General features: G+C 36.4%; 10 protein-coding genes. All 10 read right to left on the minus strand.

From position 1 onward, the window contains the following. Positions 1–129: 129 nt before the first annotated feature. Positions 130–438 (minus strand): DUF3467 domain-containing protein, encoded by a 309-nt coding sequence (locus tag SB689_RS16195; protein ID WP_054511586.1) that lies wholly within the window; start codon positions 436–438, stop codon positions 130–132. 86 nt (positions 439–524) lie between these two features. Then, positions 525–4,790 carry a DNA-directed RNA polymerase subunit beta' gene (rpoC, locus tag SB689_RS16200; RefSeq protein ID WP_123980849.1) on the minus strand — a complete coding sequence of 1,422 codons (4,266 nt, stop codon included), beginning with the start codon at positions 4,788–4,790 and terminating at the stop codon, positions 525–527. Between the two features lie 82 nt (positions 4,791–4,872). After that, positions 4,873–8,694, minus strand: a complete 3,822-nt coding sequence (gene rpoB / locus SB689_RS16205; RefSeq protein ID WP_410693145.1) for a DNA-directed RNA polymerase subunit beta — start codon at positions 8,692–8,694, stop codon at positions 4,873–4,875. A gap of 465 nt (positions 8,695–9,159) precedes the next feature. Further along, positions 9,160–11,793, minus strand: a complete 2,634-nt coding sequence (locus tag SB689_RS16210) for a T9SS type A sorting domain-containing protein (RefSeq protein WP_410693147.1) — start codon at positions 11,791–11,793, stop codon at positions 9,160–9,162. Positions 11,794–11,956: 163 nt separating this feature from the next. Continuing rightward, the gene (locus SB689_RS16215; RefSeq protein ID WP_410693149.1) at positions 11,957–14,551 is read right to left on the minus strand and encodes a T9SS type A sorting domain-containing protein; all 2,595 of its coding nucleotides are present in this window, start codon (positions 14,549–14,551) and stop codon (positions 11,957–11,959) included. Between the two features lie 37 nt (positions 14,552–14,588). Beyond that, the gene (locus SB689_RS16220; protein WP_410693151.1) at positions 14,589–16,112 is read right to left on the minus strand and encodes a beta strand repeat-containing protein; all 1,524 of its coding nucleotides are present in this window, start codon (positions 16,110–16,112) and stop codon (positions 14,589–14,591) included. Positions 16,113–16,224: 112 nt separating this feature from the next. Continuing rightward, a complete protein-coding gene (locus tag SB689_RS16225) occupies positions 16,225–16,782 on the minus strand; it encodes a hypothetical protein (protein ID WP_410693153.1) in 558 nt (185 codons plus the stop codon). 278 nt (positions 16,783–17,060) lie between these two features. Continuing rightward, on the minus strand, positions 17,061–17,426 hold the full coding sequence (rplL, locus tag SB689_RS16230) for a 50S ribosomal protein L7/L12 (RefSeq protein ID WP_066754968.1): 366 nt from the start codon (positions 17,424–17,426) through the stop codon (positions 17,061–17,063). A 47-nt stretch (positions 17,427–17,473) separates the two neighbouring features. Beyond that, entirely contained in the window at positions 17,474–18,070 is a 597-nt protein-coding gene (gene rplJ / locus SB689_RS16235; RefSeq protein ID WP_410693154.1) for a 50S ribosomal protein L10, read from the minus strand. 17 nt (positions 18,071–18,087) lie between these two features. After that, complete coding sequence (gene rplA / locus SB689_RS16240) at positions 18,088–18,780, minus strand: 50S ribosomal protein L1 (RefSeq protein ID WP_073291433.1); 693 nt, start codon at positions 18,778–18,780, stop codon at positions 18,088–18,090. Between the last annotated feature and the right edge of the window lie 6 nt (positions 18,781–18,786).

Genomic DNA, 18,786 nt, shown 5'->3' on the forward strand with positions numbered 1-18,786 from the left:
TTATTAAACTTAGAATATTTTAAATTATTTAGGCTTAATAATTAATTTTCCTTATCAAAATTTTAAAGTTTATAATAAAAAAAATGCCCCAATAAATTGAGGCATTCTTATGTATGTTAAGAAAAAATCTTACGCTTGTACGTTGTTTCCACCTAATACGAAAGGCTCAACTTCTTTGATCTCTCCGAATTGTTGCTCGTAGTTAGTGATGTTTTGTTGAAGAGCAGCTAATACTCTCTTAGCGTGAAGTGGAGCAAGAATAACTCTTGAACGCACGTTCGCTTGTTGAACACCCGGCATTAATTGGATAAAATCTACAACAAACTCAGATGGAGAATGGTTTACTAGAGCAAGGTTACAATATACCCCTGAAGCTACCATTTCGTTAAGTTGGATGTTGATGTTGTTTGGATCTTGATTTTGATTTTGATTGTCCATGTTTTCTTTAAATATTTTTTTGTTTAAAAAGTTTCAGGCCTCTAATTTAAAATTTAAACTCGAATCCTGAAACTTTTCTTTACTTTTTAGTTAATATCTTCGAATTCTTTTTTAGAACCTACGATAACATTCTGATACTCTTTAAGACCTGTACCTGCAGGAATTCTGTGTCCTACAATTACGTTCTCTTTAAGACCTGTTAAGTAGTCTACCTTACCAGCAACTGCTGCTTCGTTAAGAACCTTAGTTGTTTCCTGGAATGATGCTGCAGACATGAATGACTTAGTCTGAAGAGCCGCTCTTGTAATACCTTGCAATACAGGCGTTGCTGTAGCTGGTAAAGCTTCTCTTACTTCAACTAAAGCCTGATCTTCACGCTTCAATTTAGAGTTTTCGTCTCTTAATTCTCTTGCAGTAATCATCTGACCTGGCTTGAATTCTTTAGAATCACCAGCTTCTGTTACTACTTTAAGACCGAATACTCTGTTGTTTTCTTCCAAGAAATCAAATTTGTGCTCTAAAGCTCCTTCAAGGAATTGAGTATCACCTCCATCAACGATAGATACTTTCGTCATCATCTGTCTTACGATAATTTCGAAGTGTTTATCATCAATTTTCACCCCTTGTAGACGGTAAACTTCCTGAATTTCATTTACCAGATATTCCTGAACCGCCGTTGGACCTTTAATTCTTAAGATATCGTCCGGAGTAATTGAACCGTCAGAAAGTGGTGAACCAGCTCTTACGAAGTCATTCTCCTGAACCAAGATCTGGTTAGATAATTTAACTAAATAAATTTTTCTTTCACCAGTTTTTGCTTCAACGATAAGTTCACGGTTACCTCTCTTGATTTTTCCGTAAGAAACTACACCGTCGATTTCAGTAACAACCGCTGGGTTTGAAGGATTTCTAGCTTCGAATAATTCGGTAACTCTCGGAAGACCTCCGGTGATATCCCCTGCTTTTGCAGATTTTCTTGGGATCTTGATTAAAACTTTACCAGCCTTAATTTTTTCACCATCGTTTACCATTAAGTGGGCTCCTACCGGTAAGTTGTATGCTTTCTGCTCAACACCTTTAGAATCTACCACCTTAAGAGTAGGTACGGCTTTCTTATTTCTAGATTCAGAGATTACTTTCTCTTCAAATCCTGTCTGTTCGTCAATTTCCAATTGGAATGAAATACCCTGGATGATATCTTCATACTCTACCTTACCGGCAGTTTCTGCAATAATTACCGCGTTATATGGATCCCATCTACAGATAGTATCACCTTTCTTCACTTTATCACCTGGTTTCACAGCTAATATAGATCCATAAGGTACGTTAGCGATCATCAATGGAGTTTTAGTTTCGTTATCAGCAACCAATCTAAATTCCGTAGAACGAGAAACCACTACTTCAGCAGTGTTACCGCTTTCGTCTTCAGATGTAATTGTTCTTACATCGTCCATTTCAACGATACCGTCTCTTCTAGCTACGATTGATGGGTTTTCTGATACGTTACCTGCAGTACCCCCTTGGTGGAAGGTTCTCAATGTTAACTGAGTACCTGGTTCCCCAATAGATTGTGCACCAATTACACCTACTGCTTCACCCATATGGATTACTTTACCTGTTGCTAAGTTTCTTCCGTAACATTTCGCACAGATACCTTTCTTAGTTTCACAAGTTAATGGTGAACGAACTTCAACTGCTTCTAATCCAGCTTCTTCAATTCTCTTAGCTAATGGCTCATTGATCACCTGATCTGCTGAAGCAATAAGCTCATCACTTTCAGGGTCATAGATATTATGTAGAGAAACTCTACCTAAGATTCTTTCAGAAATTCTTTCAACGATCTCATCATTTTTCTTTAAAGCAGTAACTTCAGTACCTCTTAAAGTACCACAGTCTGTTTCAGTAATGATAACATCCTGAGCAACGTCTACCAATCTTCTCGTTAAGTAACCCGCATCGGCAGTCTTAAGTGCGGTATCCGCAAGACCCTTACGAGCACCGTGAGTAGAGATAAAGTATTCTAGGATCGAAAGACCTTCCTTAAAGTTTGCAAGAATCGGGTTTTCAATGATCTCCGCACCAGTAGAACCGGCTTTCTGCGGTTTTGCCATCAAACCTCTCATTCCTGATAACTGACGGATCTGTTCCTTAGAACCCCTCGCCCCAGAATCAAGCATCATATATACAGAGTTGAACCCACCTTGGTCGGTTTTCATTCTGCTCATGATCATTTCAGTTAATCCTGCGTTTGTGTTTGTCCAAACGTCAATTACCTGGTTATAACGTTCTGTATCTGTAATTAGACCCATGTTATAGTTGGCTCTAATTTCATCTACAGTAGAAATTGCTGTAGCAACCATTGCTTTCTTCTCAACAGGAACTACGATGTCACCTAATGAGAATGAAAGACCTCCTTTGAATGCATTTGAATAACCTAAGTCTTTCATTGCATCCAAGAACTTCACAGTTGTAGGGAAATCTGTATCATCAAGGACTCTACCGATAACGTTTCTTAATGATTTCTTCGTAAGAAGTTCATTAATATATCCTGACTGTTTAGGAACGATTTGGTTGAATAAAATTCTACCAACAGAAGTTTCAATTAATTTAGTTGAAATCTCTCCGTTTTCTTTAACAGGTAGTCTACATCTAACCTTAGCGTTTAGAGAAACTTTTCCTTCTGCATAAGCGATTTCCGCTTCTTCAGGAGAATAGAATGCAAGACCTTCACCTTTTACTTTCATATCTTCTGTAGAGCTCAATTCTTTAGTCATGAAATATAGACCAAGAACCATGTCCTGAGAAGGTACCGTAATTGGAGAACCGTTTGCAGGGTTCAAGATATTTTGAGAACCTAACATTAATAACTGAGCTTCAAGGATCGCTTCAGGTCCTAACGGTAAATGTACCGCCATCTGGTCACCATCGAAATCGGCATTGAAGGCCGTTGTTACTAACGGGTGTAGTTGGATTGCCTTACCTTCGATCATCTTAGGTTGGAAAGCCTGAATACCTAGTCTGTGCAAAGTAGGTGCTCTGTTTAGTAAAACAGGGTGACCTTTCATTACACCTTCTAAGATATCATATACTACTGGTTCTTTTCTGTCAATAATTCTCTTTGCAGATTTTACTGTTTTTACAATTCCTCTTTCAATTAGTTTTCTAATGATAAACGGTTTGTAAAGTTCCGCAGCCATATCTTTAGGAATACCACATTCGTGAAGCTGTAAGTTTGGACCTACAACAATTACCGAACGAGCAGAGTAATCTACCCTTTTCCCAAGTAAGTTCTGACGGAAACGACCTTGCTTACCTTTCAATGAATCTGAAAGTGATTTCAATGGTCTGTTTGATTCAGATTTTACTGCAGAAGATTTTCTTGTATTATCGAATAATGAATCTACTGATTCCTGAAGCATACGCTTCTCGTTTCTCAAGATTACTTCAGGAGCTTTGATCTCCAATAATCTCTTCAAACGGTTATTTCTGATAATAACTCTTCTATAAAGGTCATTTAAGTCAGAAGTAGCGAAACGTCCTCCATCCAATGGAACTAATGGTCTTAATTCTGGTGGAATAACAGGAAGTACACGCATAATCATCCACTCCGGTCTGTTGATCATTCTAGTGTTAGCACCTCTCAATGCTTCTACAACGTTCAATCTTTTAAGAGCTTCAGTTCTTCTTTGCTTAGAACCTTCGTTGTGAGCTTTGTGTCTCAAGTCGAAAGACAAAGCATCAAGATCAATTCTTTTTAACAATTCTTCAACCGCTTCAGCACCCATTTTGGCGATGAATTTGTTCGGATCAGAATCATCAAGATATTGATTTTCTACAGGAAGAGTTTCCATGATATCAAGGTATTCTTCTTCCGTAAGGAATTCTTTATCATCAAAATCAGAACCATCTAATTTCTTAGCGATACCTTGCTGAATAACAACATATCTCTCGTAATAGATGATCATATCTAATTTCTTAGATGGAATACCTAAAAGGTAACCGATTTTGTTCGGTAAAGAACGGAAATACCAGATGTGAGCGATAGGAACCACCAAGTTGATGTGTCCGATTCTCTCTCTTCTAACTTTCTTCTCCGTAACTTCTACTCCACAACGGTCACAAACGATCCCTTTGTAACGAATTCTCTTGTATTTACCACAAGCACATTCGTAATCCTTTACAGGACCGAAGATTTTTTCACAGAACAAACCGTCTCTTTCAGGCTTATGCGTTCTGTAATTAATAGTTTCCGGTTTTAAAACCTCCCCTCTAGAATCCTGTAAAATGGATTCCGGAGAAGCTAAACCGATGGTTATTTTATTAAATCTACTTGATTTATTTTTATTTGACATTTTTTAGATTTTAGATTTTGGATTATAAATTTTGGGTTATAAATTCTGAACTGATTCAAAATTCATTCGTCAAAATTTAAAATTATTCCTCAAGTCTTACATCAAGTCCAAGTCCTTGTAACTCGTGAAGTAATACGTTGAAAGATTCTGGAATACCTGGTTCAGGCATTGCTTCCCCTTTCGCAATAGCTTCATAAGTTTTTGCTCTACCAATCACGTCATCCGACTTCACAGTCAAGATTTCTCTCAAGATGTTTGATGCTCCAAATGCTTCAAGAGCCCAAACCTCCATCTCTCCGAATCTCTGACCTCCGAACTGAGCTTTACCTCCTAACGGCTGTTGAGTAATCAATGAGTATGGTCCGATAGAACGTGCGTGCATCTTATCATCTACCATGTGACCCAGTTTCAGCATGTAAATAATACCTACTGTAGCCGGCTGTGTAAATCTTTCTCCGGTACCACCATCATAAAGGTGAGTGTTACCAAATTTAGGAAGACCTGCTTTTTCTGTGTACTCAGTAATTTGATCTAATGTAGCTCCATCAAAGATTGGTGTAGCGAACGTCATCCCTAATTTCTGACCAGCCCATCCAAGAACTGTTTCATAGATCTGTCCGATGTTCATACGAGAAGGTACCCCAAGTGGATTCAATACGATATCTACTGGTGTTCCGTCTTCTAGGAATGGCATATCTTCTTCACGAACGATTCTTGAAACGATACCTTTGTTACCGTGACGTCCTGCCATTTTATCCCCTACATTCAACTTACGTTTCTTAGCGATATAAACTTTAGCCAACTTCATGATACCTGCTGGAAGCTCATCTCCGATAGAAATTGCGAATTTCTCACGGTTTTTAACCCCTTGGATATCGTTGAATTTGATTTTATAATTGTGAATTAATTGTTTGATTAATTCATTCTTATCGTTATCTACAGTCCAATCTGCACCGCTTACATTTACGTAATCTTCAACTGAAGTTAATAATCTATGAGTAAATTTCACACCTTTACCGATGATCTCTTCATCAAGGTCATTTTGAACCCCTTGAGAAGTTTTCCCGCTTACAAGTGTATTTAATTTTTCAATTAAAGTATTTCTTAGCTCATCAAACTTAGCCTTGTAAGTATTTTCAATCTCTTCAAGTTTAAGTTTTTCTTCAGTTCTTTTCTTTTTGTCTTTAATATTTCTAGAGAACAATTTTTTGTTGATAACAACACCTCTTAGTGAAGAGTCTGCTTTCAATGAAGCATCCTTAACATCACCAGCTTTGTCACCAAAGATTGCTCTAAGAAGTTTTTCTTCAGGAGTTGGGTCTGATTCTCCTTTTGGAGTAATCTTACCGATCATAATGTCACCAGGCTTCACCTCAGCACCAATTCTGATCATACCGTTCTCATCAAGATCTTTTGTAGCTTCTTCAGAAACGTTTGGAATATCTGCTGTAAGTTCTTCCATACCTAATTTAGTATCACGAACTTCAAGAGAATACTCATCCACGTGGATTGAAGTAAACCAGTCTTCACGCACAACTTTTTCGTTAATTACGATCGCATCCTCAAAGTTGTAACCCTTCCAAGGCATGAACGCAACTACTAAGTTTCTACCAAGAGCTAATTCTCCTTTTTCAGTAGCATAACCGTCGCAAAGTACTTGTCCTTTTTGCACTGTTTCACCAATTCTTACGTTTGGTCTTAGTGTAATCGTTGTACTCTGGTTAGTTTTTCTAAACTTAGTTAAGTTATATGTTTTAGTAGCAGATTCAAAAGATACTAGATCTTCGTCATCGCTTCTTTCATATTTAATAGTAATCTTGTCTGCATCTACATACTCAACAGTACCGTTACCTTCAGCATTAATCAAGATTCTTGAATCTTTCGCAACTTGCTGCTCAAGACCTGTACCTACGATCGGTGCCTGTGGTTTCAATAATGGAACTGCCTGACGCATCATGTTAGATCCCATCAACGCACGGTTCGCATCATCATGCTCCAAGAAAGGAATCAATGAAGCTGAAATACCAGAAATCTGGTTTGGTGCAACGTCGATAAGGTTAACCTGAGAAGGCTCAACTACAGGGTAATCACCATCTAGTCTTGCAATAATTCTATCAGTTTGGAATTCTCCCTGATCATTCAACTCAACGTTTGCCTGAGCAATTACTTTATCTTCTTCGTCTTCTGCATTAAGATAAATAGGATCAGCATTAAGATCTACTGTACTGCCTTCTACTTTTCTATATGGAGTTTCGATGAAACCTAAGTTATTAATTTTCGCATAGATACCCAAAGAAGAGATCAAACCAATGTTTGGTCCTTCCGGAGTTTCAATAGGACAAATTCTTCCGTAGTGAGTATGGTGAACGTCACGCACCTCGAAACCTGCTCTTTCTCTTGATAAACCACCAGGCCCTAGTGCAGAAAGTCTACGCTTGTGCGTGATCTCTGATAGTGGGTTGGTTTGGTCCATGAACTGAGAAAGCTGGTTGGTACCAAAGAATGAGTTAATAACTGATGTTAATGTCTTAGCATTTACTAGATCTAAAGGTGTAAATATCTCGTTATCTCTAACGTTCATTCTTTCCTTAATCGTTCTAGCAATTCTTGAAAGACCTACACCGAACTGTCCTGCTAATTGCTCTCCAACAGTTTTAATTCTTCTGTTAGAAAGGTGGTCAATATCATCAACCTCAGCTTTAGAGTTTACCAACTCGATTAAGTGTCTTACAATCGCAATGATATCTTCTTTTGTAAGAACCTCAGTTGTAGTTGGGATATTAAGACCTAACTTTTTGTTTAGTCTGTAACGTCCTACTTCACCAAGTGAATATCTTTGCTCAGAGAAGAATAATTTTTCAATAATTCCTCTTGCAGTTTCCTCATCGGGTGGATCTGCATTTCTTAACTGACGGTAAATATACTCTACTGCTTCTTTTTCAGAGTTCGTAGGGTCTTTTTGTAATGTATTCTGGATGATAGAGAATTCATTTGCATTTTCTTTGTGAATCAAGATAGATTTCACACCTGCATCAAGAATAAGATCTAAATGTTCTTTTTCAAGAATAGTTTCTCTGTCTAGGATGATTTCGTTTCTTTCGATAGAAACAACCTCTCCTGTATCTTCGTCTACGAAATCTTCGAACCAAGTGTTCAATACTCTCGCAGCCAATGTTCTTCCTTCAACTTTTTTAAGGGCAGCTTTAGAAACCTTCACTTCTTCCGCAAGGTCGAAGATCTGAAGAATGTCTTTATCAGATTCGAATCCGATAGCTCTTAATAAAGTAGTTAATGGTAATTTTTTCTTACGGTCAATATACGCATACATTACGCTGTTGATATCCGTAGTAAATTCCATCCAAGATCCTTTGAAAGGGATAATTCTTGAATAGTAAAGCTTCGTTCCGTTAGCGTGATAAGTCTGTCCGAAGAATACACCAGGTGAACGGTGAAGCTGCGTAACAATAACTCTTTCAGCACCGTTGATGATGAAAGAACCACTATCCGTCATATAAGGAACCGGGCCTAAATATACATCCTGAACCACAGTTTGGAAATCTTCGTGCTCAGGGTCTGTACAATACAATTTAAGTCTTGCTTTAAGAGGGACTGAATACGTCAATCCTCTTTCTACACACTCATTGATAGAATAACGTGGAGAATCTACCAAATAATCTAAAAATTCCAAAACGAATTGGTTTCTAGAATCGGTAATCGGGAAATTTTCTTGGAAAGTCTTGTGCAGACCTTCTTTTTTTCTGTCTTCAGGAAGCGTATCAAGCTGGAAAAACTCTTTAAACGACTCTAATTGGATATCCAAGAAGTCTGGAGTAATAATTTTTCCTTTCGCTGAAGAGAAATTAATTCTCTGATTCCCCCTAGTTGTTGATGTTGTTTTACTCATAAAACTTTTAAAGAAAGGGTTAAAAAATATTTTGATTTATACAAAAAATATCAGAAAAAGACTGTCAGATAAAAGAGGCAAGATAAAAGACATTTGATGTTTGGCGCTATCAGAAGTGGTCTTTAATCTTAATTCTTTATTCCTATACTCTAATTCTAACTGCAACGCTGGTATATCTTTTCACAGCGTAATGCAAAATATTTTTAAATTTTACTTTTTGAGGCAGAAATTACCGCAATATCTACAAAATTAAAATCCCTTTCATAATTACGAAAGAGTTGATATTTAATATATTATAGATTCACAAACAATTATTAGCGCCAAAAGAGTTGGCAAAGATACAAAAACTTATCTATATTCACAAATAAAACTCTTTCATTTTAAAGCAGTTAAAAAATTCACACAAATAAAAAAGGCCGCCCAAATTGGACGACCTCACCTTATTACTAAAACTATCTCAAGAAATTATTTTACAATAACTTTATAAGATTTTACTGTAGATTTAGTCTCTATTTTGATCATGTACATTCCTGAAGGTAATGAAGAGGTAGAAATCTCTGCATTTCCTTTGAAAGTACCTGTTTTTACCAATTGTCCCTGAGCTGAGAATATGGTGAAAACTCCTTCCTCAGAAGATTTTACGTTAAGATTCTCACCTGCTTTTACAGGATTAGGATATATTTTGATGTCATTTGCAACTGTAGCAGCTTCGTTAGTCATAACCGCAGCTTTTTTCGCTTCCATACCCATTTTTGCAGTCTTAGCCAATACAGCGTAAGGCGAAAGTGGAGAATTCGGCGCGCCTCTTCTTACAAGATCTGTATCTACAACTGCCTGAATACCATCTGTATCAGCGTCGCTTATTTTTGAAATAAATCCTGCTCCAAGGTCATCAAAAACACTTTTGCTGATTGCGTAAAGGTCATATTCAATTCCGTTAGATTTTAAATCAACAAAATCCGGTTTATCATCTCCGTCTGTGTTCATTAAAGGATATTTCATCACTCCTGAATCCGGTGAAGTTTCTAAAATATCGGCAATACCATTAGTTCCAACCGCAACACCAGCATCAATAACTCCATTATGATCAACATCAATCTGATTGATTACAGAAGTTGGAATACCTGATTCGAATAAGTCTAAAATTCCATCATTATCAGAATCAAGATCCAAATAACTTGAAATACCGTCTCCCAATACAGGAATCACGATAACGTCTCCATCTACATCATCATCTTCGAATCTTCCGGTGTGATTAAGATCTTCCAAAGCATCAGGAATACCATCGTTATCAGAATCTCCGTCACATGCATCTTGAATACCGTCGCCATCTGTATCTATTGTAGAACTCTTATCGTTGTCGGCAACACAGCTTTTTGTATCACAAGCATCCGGAATACCGTCACCGTCTGTATCGATGTTATCATCTCCACCAGGGCAAATGTCTCTACAATCCGGAACACCGTCTCCGTCAGAATCCAATTCAACAAATACATTATAGATGTAGTAATTAATACACTGACAGATTTTTGCTGTATGCTTAATTGAAAGTCTTATTCTGTTGAATGGTTTTGTAGATTTAAATCCTACAATTGTTTTTCCTCCTGAAACAGTAATTAATTTTAAATCATTATTTACCGTACTTTTTTGCTCAACCAAAGTATTTCCGTTGTATAACTGAACAGAAATTACTCCAAGAGAACTCCAATCCGTAGAAATATTCTTAGAGATCGTAAAACCTGCAAATGTTCCTGCCGGATACGTTGTTCCAACAGATTCTACTGCAAAATTTCCTGTGATATTATTTTTATTGGAAGGAACTGAGAAAGTAGCATAATTTGATGCATTAGAATCTACTATATTTTCAGGATTGTAAACTCCTAAATAAGAAGTTGAAGTACTCCAAGTTCCTGTCCAAGGCTCACGTTTTCCACAATACAATCCTCCATTTGGAAGATTTCCACAAAGCAAGCTTCCTTTGTACGGAGCCGTTCTGTTACATTGAAGATATTGAGTACAGTCACAACTTTGAGGTTCTTCAAAAGCATAATACACTTTTAAAGCTCCCATAGAAGAGCAACCTGAATTTTGAGAAATCTTTAATCTTACTTCATTGAAAGGTTTCGTTGTAATGATTGAAAGTTTTTGTTTATTTCCACTAAGACTTAATGAAGAAACAGTCATACCTCCAACACCGTCATTATAAGATTGAGAATCCTGTAACTGACCAAACATGTAAGTTTCTATCACAAGATTATCAAGCATTCTTTCTGTTAGAACTGAATTTGCGTTTGCTGGAGCAATTACAAAACCGGCTTTATTTCCCGCAGGATAATATTGGCTTTTATCGAAAACTCCAATACTGAAATTCCCCATAAAACCAGAAGGCAAAGTAATTGTTCCGAAAGAACTTTTACTTCCGTCACTGATCTTATCTCTATCCGTTACAACAGATAAAGGAGAAGTCATATTGCTGCTGCATGAGATATTGGTATCAGAATCTACAAAAGATCCGCCGCCAATAATATCATCACAAACACCATTGTTTTCTAATTTGATATTATTTGAATCACATGTAAATGCATAATACACATTCAATGCGTTACAAGAAGTACTGCTTCCTGATCTTAATAATCTTACTTCATTAAAAGCTTTAGTTGTTTTAAAATGTAAGAATGATCTGGCTTTTCTTCCGCCATATGCAGGAACTGACAACAGAGAACCCGCCGCAGATGTTTCCTGAAGAACACCATTTTTGTAAGTTGCAATACTAAGAGCATTCAGTACTGTAGAAGTAATAGCACTGTTCGCCATATCTACATTAAACCCCGTAACCGATCCTGCCGGATACGTAGTATTGTTATTAATAATGGAAATACCATTACTGGATGTGTTATTTAATAAAGTACCTAAGCTTGCCCCATTATCCGTATCTGAATCTATTACAGAATAAATATTGGTTGGATTAGATGCCGCAACACACTGTCCGTTTTGTGCAAGATAGGCTCTAATCCCCATTCCTCGGATAGGTTTGTAGTTCTGAGCAAATGCATTGCAGACAAACAGCAACATTGCCATAAGTGAGATAATTTTCTTCATTTTTTTTAATTTTTTGTGTTAAATTTTATACTAATCGTTACTATAAGGAGTTCTGATACGATTATTTTGAATAATATCTATTTATGTTTTAATTTGAAATTAAGTGGTGTTATTTGAAAAAACCACCCTTTCGGGTGGCCTTTGTGTAGAAACTTTTTAAAAATTATTTCACAATAACCTTGTAAGATTTCACAACTGATTTAGTTTCTACTTTAATGATATACATACCCGTAGGTAGTGAAGATGTATTGATTTCGGCATCTCCAGAGAATTTGCCCGATTTGATTAATTGCCCTTGAGCCGAGAACATTGTGTATGTTCCGTCTTCTTTAGCACCTGAAGATTTGATGTAAACATTTTCACCAGATCTTACTGGGTTTGGATATACTTTAATATCATTCACGACAGCAGAAATATCTGTTGTAGCTTTTGCTGACATTTTAGCTCCGGTTTTTGCAAAAGATGCGTAAGGAGAAAGTGGAGAATTTGGAGATCCTTTTTTAATTAAATCATTATCCACAACTGCCTGAATACCATCGAAGTCTGCATCATTTATTTTAGAAATAAATCCAGCACCAAGATCATCCAAATTATCTTTTCCGATAACATAAAGATCGTAGTCTGCATTGTTTGATTTTAAATCTACAAAATCAGGTTTGTCATCTCCGTCTGTGTTCATTAGAGGATATTTCATTACTCCTGAATCTGGTGAAGTTTCTAAAAGATCTGCAATACCATTGCTTCCTGTTGCAACACCAGCATCGATAACTCCATTATGATCTGCATCGATTTGATTGATTACAGAAGTTGGAATACCTGATTCGAATAAATCTAAAATTCCATCATTATCAGAATCTAAATCTAAATAACTTGAAATTCCGTCACCTAAATTCGCAATCACTAATTTATCGCCATCTACATCATCGTCTTCAAATTTCCCATTGTGGTTAAGATCTTCCAAAGCATCTGGAATACCGTCGTTATCAGCATCACCATCACAAGCATCAGGAATACCGTCGCCATCTGAATCAAGAACCGGAGATTTGTCATTTAATACAGAACATCCTTCTGCACAGTCAGGAATACCGTTTCCGTTGTTGTCAATACTGTCATCACCGTTCGGACATTTGTCGTTACAGTTTGGAACTCCGTCCTGATCATCATCCAACTGAACAAATGCATTGTGAATATAATATTGTTGAGCTAGAGTAACTCCGATTCCCGGATTAATCTCGATTTTCATTCTGTCAAACGCTTTTGTAGAAGTAAATCCTACATAAAACTGATTGGTTGCAGAAGTGAAAAACTGTCCGCTGAACAATCCTCCAGAAGTTCTGGATTCTGTAACAGTTGTTCCTTTATAGAAAGTAATTGTAATATAATCTAAAGCATTAATTGTAAATAAATTAGCACTTTTTGTCAACGTAAAACCACCAAAAGTTCCTGCAGGATAATCTCCAGTGTTACTTTTTACAGTAAGTCTTACCGTTGGAATCAAAAGATTGATCGGTGAGAAATTTACAGTCGCAAAATTTGAAGTATTTGTATCTACAACATTTCCTGTGTTTGTAATATTTGTTAATCCGAAAAGAGTTCCGGAAGCGCCCGTCCAAGAAGCACCGGGAACAATATCTCCTAGTCTTGACGTTCCGGAAGTCTGAATATTTTCGTTACAGTCGCATCCCTGAGGTTCTTCAAAAGCATAATATACTTTTAAAGCTCCAAAGTTTACTCCGACAGTTTGTGTTATTTTAAGTCTAACCTCGTTAAAAGGTTTTGTAGCAGTAAGAGATATTTTTTGTTTATTGGAACCAAATCTTAATACTTTAATGTTAATAAGTCCCCCTCCATCACTAAGGTTTTTAGAATCTTGCAATTGCCCGAATAAATAAGTTTCAACAGTTATGTTTTTTAAGAATTCTGCGCTTAAAAGTTTTCCCTGATCATCAGGCTCGATTACAAATCCTGCTTTATTACCAGCCGGATATACCTGATTTTTATCTAAAACTCCAACAGAATAAGATCCTAATAATCCTGCAGGTAAAACAATTGATCCGTAAGAATTTTTGTCTCCGTCACCAATTTTCTCTCTGTTGTTCACATAAGAAAGTGGAGCTAAGAAACTGCTGCTTCCAGATACATTTCCGTCTACACCGCTTCCTGCAATGATGTCATCACAAATTCCATTATTATCGGTCGGAACTTTAGCAGGATCAAAAGCAAAAGCATAGTACACATTCAATGCACCGAATACAGAAAGTGCGTTTACTTGATATAATCTTACTTCATCAAACTCTTTTGAAGATTTAAAGTGTAAGAAAATTCTTGTTTTACTCCCTCCAAATGCAGGAACAGAAAGCAACGTTGTATTTGTTGAAGTTTCCTGAAGAACCCCAGCTTTGTAAGTGCTGATTCTAATTCCGCTTAGAAAACTTGCCGTGATAACGCTTGTTCCTAAATCTACATTAAAACCGGTAATATAACCTGCCGGATATGTTGTGTTTGTGTTTTTTACCGAAATACCGTTTCCACTTACCAAAGTAGCAAAGCTACCCATACTTACACTGTTATCAAGATTAGAATCGATAACAGGATTCATGCTTCCATTGTAGCATGCTAAACAAATTCCGCTTCCGTTCACAGGTTTTGCTTCTACACCCATCCCTCGTATAGGCGTGTAACCCTGACCAAAAGCCATTACAGATACTACAAGCGTCATTAAGAACGCCGTAATTCTCCCGAATAATTTTTTTGTCATTTTTCTTGTTTGTTTTTGTTAATTATTGTGTTTGTTTTTATAATGTCTGCCAAGCAAAAGCGCCCCCAGTCTGTTTGCAACCATAAAAGTTTCCGGTAGTTCCTGATTTCCCATATACAATTGTACCTTCGTTACTTGCGTTGCAATCAGCTGCTACTGGCGGAGTTATTCCTTTTAATAAAACACCTTTACTTACTTCCAAATCAGCAATATTAGTAGCACTCGGCGTCATGTTAACTCCCACATCAGTAATTGCTGTACCGATTACTCCTGAACCAGAAAAAGTATGAGTTGTATTTGCATAAACTGTCTGATTTGGAATAACAGCATTCGCACCAAATCCAAATCCAATAGCTCCTGCCGCACCACTTGCCGTGTTGGCATTACCGAAAGTATAGTTATTTGATGTTACGCTATTTCCTGTACCAAAGGCAAAACCACCGGAGTTTACGTTAGAATTTCCTACGTTAATTCCGCTTACATTAGCACTTGATGTTCCATTGTTATTTCCTAAAACAACGGTATTTGAATCTGTAGCAAAATTGGAATTTCCTATTACTTTCGCACCATTTAAAGCAGAGTTTGAAGCACCGATTGCTACTCCAGGAAAATTAGCAGCCTGAGCAGCAACCGTATTTCCTCTACCTAAAGCTATGTTTGATGAAGAGGTATTAGAAAATGTATTATTTGATCCCCAAGAGAAAGAAGCATATGGAGCAGAAGTATTTGAATTCCCACCATTTAATGTTCCGTTAGTATCCAAAATACCTTTCACATTATTACCTGTAGCAAAAACTAAATTCTGAACATCCGTTGTTCCTAAGAAATTACCCGATGCAATTGTAGCTCCCAAAGCAGCTGAAGTAGCTGTTGTACCTGCATTTCCTAAAACTTTCCAGTCATTTGACTGTGTCTGAGTAGCAGGAACCCAATTTGTACCATTGAAAGTTAAAACCTGTCCTGTAGTAGCAGTTGATGTAGTTCCCAGCGGAGATCCGTTGATTTTTACGACTGTTGTAGCACCTAAAGTTCCCGTAACATCTCCTGCTAAAGCTAACGATGAAGCAGAAAAATAAGCCGGAGCTGCCGCTGAACCTGTATTATTTCCAAAAATAGAATTCGCAGGAGCATTAGTAAGATTAAATGCCAATGAAGGATTCGTAGAAGGGTTTGATACAGTTGTAGTAAACAATGGAGACAAATTTCCGGATGAAAAACCTGTTAAAGTACCTACATTGGTTCCTTCTGACGTTCTTACCCATTTTGTTCCGTCGAAATAGTAATATCCAGCAGCTGTTACATTAATGGTTTGACCAGTCGGTCCACTATCTGCAACAGTAACATACACCATTGCTCCGCTTTGAAGAGAGGTATAATTTTTTGCCCTTAATTGATTCCCAGTTAATCTTGGAGCAATAATTCCATCTAAAAATTTTGAATTGGCAGGAGATCCCACAACATCTAGTGTTGCCTGAGCCTGACTAGTATTAATGCCAACTTGCGCAGTCGCCAGAAATCCTGTAAAGGATAACATCGAAATAACGAATAATCTGTTTTTCATTTGTAATGATATTTGTTGTTTTTTGTATGTTTTCTTTAAAAAATAGCAGATCGATAACCTTTCCCCTTATTTAAAAGAGAAAAACCAATATTTGATATCGTTAAAAGTCTGATTAAACGGAGAGTCCGGAAGAAAGTCTTGTAGAAGAACTTTCAGAAAATATTTTATCCGGAATCTTTAGTAGTAAAGTATACCCAATCCCATTTTTGGATATCTTAAAAATTTTAAAGTCTACATTATAAGTTAAATTTATTCTTTCTTTCAGTTGATTTTGAGATGAAAATACATATTCTAAAACGTCATTATTATCACATTCCGAATAAGACATTTTCAGCAGGTCTTTATTTGAGTCCTTACAATGGTAAGAAGTGAATATTTTTTCAAAAAAATTATCAGAAAGTTTATTTTTTTCTTGATAAACAATAGAAGCATTTATCTTCTCAACACTATTATTAAAGTGATTAAAGAGTATATTTCCATTTAAAACATTTTTATTAACAGAAATATCACGAGCAAAAGATTCTTGCTGAGGGATGCCGGAGATCTCGTTACACGGTTCGATTACCGTTAACAATGATCCAGCTTTAAGATTCCCAACAGTTAGTACAATAATCCCACAATTAAGGAGAATAGTGAAATAACTTTGGAAAAGAAAGTAGTTTCTTTTCAAATTAGTGCGTGTGTTTTTTTCGTATGCAAATATAGTATTTTTTCAACTTAAACAATGTTTTATTAGTAAAATAATTATAAAAACAATTAATTTAACTTATATTATTTATAACATAGCTTAAATTTTTATTAAATAAATAATTATAATTAATTATAAATATTCATCAAATAACAATATTTGATTACTTACATACATGCCACATAATTTTTAAAAGAATAAAATGCACAAAAAAAGCCTGAGCAAATTGCCCAGGCTTATTATTTTCAGTGTAAATTGAATTATTTCAATTCTACTTCAGCACCAGCTTCTTCTAATTGCTTCTTAAGAGCTTCAGCTTCGTCTTTAGAGATACCAGTTTTGATTGCAGCAGGAGCTCCATCTACGATATCTTTAGCTTCTTTAAGACCAGCACCAGTTAAATCTTTTACCAATTTAACGATAGCTAATTTAGAAGCACCAGCAGCTTTAAGAATTACGTCGAATTCAGTTTTTTCTTCAGCAGCTTCTCCACCACCTGCAGCAACTACTACAGCAGCAGCAGCTGGTTCAATTCCGTACTCATCCTTAAGGATAGTAGCTAATTCATTTACGTCTTTTACTGTTAAGTTTACTAGCGTTTCAGCTAAATTTTTTAAATCTGACATTGTTGTAATGTTTTTGTTGATTATTTTATTTAATTTTTTGAGTCTAATTATTCAGCACTTGGAGTTTCTTCCGTGCTTTCTGCAGCAGGAGCTTCTGGAGCCGCCTCAGCAGGAGTTTCTTCCACAGCAGGTGCAGCAGCTTCTTCAGCTTTAGCTTCTACAGTTTCAGGTTTGTTTTGAAGAGCAGAAACAACTCTTTGAATTGGAGATTGAAGTAATCCGATGATTTCACCGATCATTTCTTCTCTAGACTTGATGTTAGCAAGTGCATTTAAGTTTTCGTCTCCAACGTAGAAAGTTTCCTGAACAAAAGCAGATTTTAAAGCTGGCTTCTCTTCTTTCTTTCTGAACCCTTGGATTAATTTCGCTGGACCGTTTGCAGTCTCAGAAACCATTAATGCAGAGTTTCCTTTAAAAGTCTGGAACATTTCAGAGTAATCTACTCCTTCAATCTGCTCCATTGCTTTTTGTAAAAGTGTATTTTTTACAACTTTTACTTTGATATTTTGTTTGAAAGCCTGTCTTCTGAATTCTGAAGACTTAGCAGCGTTCAATCCGTCTAGATCTGCTACGTATACTACTTTTGCATCCTGAAGCAAGTCTTTGATCTCTTGTATTGCTACAACTTTTTGGTCTTTTGTCATTGTCTTAAGGATTTATATTAGTTAACAGATTTAGTATCAATTGCAATACCTGGGCTCATTGTAGAAGACAAATAAATGCTTTTTACATATACACCTTTAGCAGCAGTTGGTTTCATTTTGATCAATGTAGAAATTAATTCCTGAGCATTTTCTCTGATCTTGTCAGCATCAAAAGATACTTTACCAATACCAGCGTGGATAATACCATATTTATCTACTTTGAAATCAATTTTACCAGCTTTCACTTCAGTTACTGCTTTACCAATTTCCATAGTTACAGTACCTGATTTAGGGTTAGGCATCAAACCTCTTGGTCCTAATACTCTACCTAAAGGTCCTAATTTACCCATAACAGCTGGCATAGTAACGATAACGTCAACATCCGTCCAACCATCTTTTATTTTTTGTAAGTACTCGTCAAGACCCACATAATCAGCACCAGCCGCTTTAGCTTCAGCTTCTTTATCCGGAGTTACAAGAGCTAATACTTTAACATCTTTACCAGTTCCGTGAGGAAGAGATACAACACCTCTTACCATTTGGTTTGCTTTTCTTGGATCTACACCCAATCTTACAGCGATATCTACAGAAGCATCAAACTTTGCAGTGTTCACTTCTTTTACAAGAGCTGAACCTTCTTCAAGGTTATAGATTCTTCCTTTTTCTACTTTGCTTAAAGCTTCCTTTTGCTTCTTCGTTAATTTTGCCATTTCTTT

Origin of the sequence: Chryseobacterium sp. SIMBA_038, assembly GCF_046535115.1 — a bacterium.
Taxonomy (GTDB): Bacteria; Bacteroidota; Bacteroidia; order Flavobacteriales; family Weeksellaceae; genus Chryseobacterium.

Bases quoted from the DNA above. Each gene is read 5' to 3' on its own strand.
- SB689_RS16195 (WP_054511586.1), bottom strand. From the start codon at position 438: ATGGACAATCAAAATCAAAATCAAGATCCAAACAACATCAACATCCAA.
- rpoC (WP_123980849.1), bottom strand. From the start codon at position 4,790: ATGTCAAATAAAAATAAATCAAGTAGATTTAATAAAATAACCATCGGT.
- rpoB (WP_410693145.1), bottom strand. From the start codon at position 8,694: ATGAGTAAAACAACATCAACAACTAGGGGGAATCAGAGAATTAATTTC.
- SB689_RS16210 (WP_410693147.1), bottom strand. From the start codon at position 11,793: ATGAAGAAAATTATCTCACTTATGGCAATGTTGCTGTTTGTCTGCAAT.
- SB689_RS16215 (WP_410693149.1), bottom strand. From the start codon at position 14,551: ATGACAAAAAAATTATTCGGGAGAATTACGGCGTTCTTAATGACGCTT.
- SB689_RS16220 (WP_410693151.1), bottom strand. From the start codon at position 16,112: ATGAAAAACAGATTATTCGTTATTTCGATGTTATCCTTTACAGGATTT.
- rplL (WP_066754968.1), bottom strand. From the start codon at position 17,426: ATGTCAGATTTAAAAAATTTAGCTGAAACGCTAGTAAACTTAACAGTA.
- rplJ (WP_410693154.1), bottom strand. From the start codon at position 18,070: ATGACAAAAGACCAAAAAGTTGTAGCAATACAAGAGATCAAAGACTTG.
- rplA (WP_073291433.1), bottom strand. From the start codon at position 18,780: ATGGCAAAATTAACGAAGAAGCAAAAGGAAGCTTTAAGCAAAGTAGAA.